The sequence below is a fragment of the Streptomyces sp. NPDC020192 genome (genome assembly GCF_044388685.1).
Lineage (GTDB): Bacteria > Actinomycetota > Actinomycetes > Streptomycetales > Streptomycetaceae > Streptomyces.
In genome coordinates, this window is record NZ_JBIRXG010000111.1 from 1 (window position 1) to 2,317 (window position 2,317).

A 2,317-nucleotide genomic window follows, 5' to 3' on the forward strand; every position below is an offset into this window, starting at 1 on the left:
TCGACGGCGGTGTCGATGCGATCTACTGCTCGAACCACGGTGGACGCCAGGCCAACGGTGGCCTCTCCTCACTCGACATGCTGCCGGACGTCGTCAATGCGGCAGGCGAAACTCCGGTGATCTTCGATTCGGGTGTGCGCTCCGGCGACCATGTGGTGAAAGCCCTGGCGCTGGGCGCGCGAGCGGTAGCGGTGGGGCGGCCCTACGTCTACGGTCTGGCACTGGGAGGCGAGGACGGCATCATCCACGTGCTGCGCTCCCTCCTTGCGGAGGCTGACCTCCTCATGGCAGTCGACGGCTACCCCAAGATCGCAGACCTAAGCCCCTCGGCCTTGCGGCGACGGCCGTGACCCGGCGGTTCAGCCTGTGCCGAGCACATGCACGCGGGTTTCCCGTTCGAGCCCACCCACTCGTGTTACTGAAGAGCGTTACGAGGCAGATGCACGGCCGCACTGGGTCCGTACTGCGCCGACGCATGATCCACCAGCAAGCCTCGCGGTGGAATCCCAACAGCGCCTGCGGGGCGCCAAGCACAACGAATCTAGTGATCGGGCTTGGGCAGTCGGCTCGCCGGGGCGGACGTGCTGTCCAGTGCGTCAGGCTGCGGGAACCGCTTCGAGGACGGAAGGCACCTGCGGTGCTCACCTTGATGCGACGCAGACCGGCTACGGTGAAGAGCGCGTTGAAATCCCGCATTTCCCCGATCCCTGCCATCGTCGTGTCGAGCATGTTCAGTGAGCTGCCGCCAACTCGAAGTCTCAGAGGGCGGTATGAGACCTGATGCCCGATTCTTCGCTTCGTGTGCGAGCGGGAAGGTCGCGGCGACGTCGGTCGACTACGGCCGGGGCTGGGTGAACAAGCCCTGCTCGGTCTCGGTCAGGATTCCGCGGTCGGCCAGCCGTTTGAGCTTCAGGCGGACGTTCGTGTCGTGTGACGACTCGGCCGTGATCGTCGACGACGACTTGTGGGCGCGGATCGAACCACTGCTGCCGCCCTGGCCCGAGCGGTCATCAGGGCCGAAACCGGTACCGGACCGGTCAGGGGCGCAGCAGGGTACCGGCGGCCTCCTCCAAGAGGGCTACGGCAAGGAGTTCGCCATCCACAGGTCCGAAGCGCTCCAGGGCCAGCCGGTGGATGCGCAATACTGTGTCAGCCATCTCGTGCGGGGTGCCGAGGTCTCGGGCCTCACCGGTGATGACCTCGAGCTGGTCGTGGATGCGGTCGAGGCCGTAGGAGCGAAGGTAGTCCCCGGCGAACAGAGCCGGCAGGTCCCGGCGGATGAAGTCGCTCCCCGCCGCGCTGTCGGCCAGCGTGTCGCGCAGGGCAGCGAGGTCGATGCCCGCTCGGCGTCCGAGCAGGAGGGCCTCGGCGGTTGCCGTGGCCTGCCCGAACCAGAGGAGGTTGATGAGGAGTTTTGTCGTGTAGCCGGTTCCCGGGCCGCCCATGTGGCGGATCCGGTCCGATGTCGCCACCGCCTCCAACAGCGGCCTGCACCGGTCGAGGACTTCAGCAGAACTGCCCACGAACAGCCGCAGGCGCCCGTGTTCGGCGTCGTCCGGACTGCCGCCCATGGGCGCTTCGAGGACATCGACGCCGTGGGCCCCGGCTCGTTCCCGCAGCTCCCGCGCGGCTGCGGGGGCGTTGCTCGTCATGTCGATCCACACCGCACCAGGGGCCAGGGCGGCGAACACGGCATCCGGAAGAGCTGCCGCAGCCTCATCGGGTCCAGGAACCACGGTGACCAGTACATCCGCCCCGGCTGCGGCGGTCGTGACGGTGGGCGCCCAGTTCGCACCCAACGAGCGCACCGCTTCTTCCCGTTCGGGACGCAGATCGGAAACGGTCACCGTGTGGCCCGCCGAAACGAATCGTCCACACAGAGGTGTCCCCATTCGGCCGGCACCGACGAGGGCTATGCGCGAGGGCAAAGAATCACCGCCATGGCAGTCGTTGCGTCTGTCGCTTCCCTCCGGCGCACCCGAAAGACCGCCGCCGTCCGGTCGCTTGGAGACACTATGGATCACCTGGGAACACTGCGGTCATCCTATGAGCTTGTATCGTGATCACGATCCGGCCTTCTTGAGAGGGCGGAATGAGAGTGCATAGGAGTCCTGTCGTCACCTGAACGTGTGGCGGTGCGGCATCCTGGCCGGTCGGCGGCCATAGGCATGTTGGGCTGGGCACCGTGAGCGAGCGCAAGCCCTACAAGACCGACGTGAGTCACGAGCAGTGGGCGCTGGTCGAGCCGGTGATCGCCGCGTGGAAGGCCGCGCATCCCTCGGTCAGTGGCCATCAGGGCCGGTACGCGATGCGGGAG

The 2,317-nt window shown here is 67.0% G+C and carries 2 protein-coding genes and 1 pseudogene; 2 read left to right on the plus strand and 1 reads right to left on the minus strand.

Going from position 1 to position 2,317, the window contains the following annotated elements; translation table 11 throughout:
• On the plus strand, positions 1-350 hold a 350-nt coding region (locus ACH47Z_RS47060), incomplete at its 5' end, for an alpha-hydroxy-acid oxidizing protein (RefSeq protein WP_399086782.1).
• 687 nt (positions 351-1,037) lie between these two features.
• Here ACH47Z_RS47060 and ACH47Z_RS47065 read toward each other — a convergent pair.
• Positions 1,038-2,024, minus strand: coding sequence for an NAD(P)-dependent oxidoreductase (locus tag ACH47Z_RS47065; protein WP_399086785.1), 987 nt, complete (start codon positions 2,022-2,024; stop codon positions 1,038-1,040).
• 161 nt (positions 2,025-2,185) lie between these two features.
• Between ACH47Z_RS47065 and ACH47Z_RS47070 the strand changes: the two are divergent.
• Positions 2,186-2,317, plus strand: a pseudogene (locus tag ACH47Z_RS47070) (IS5/IS1182 family transposase); the annotation flags it as partial.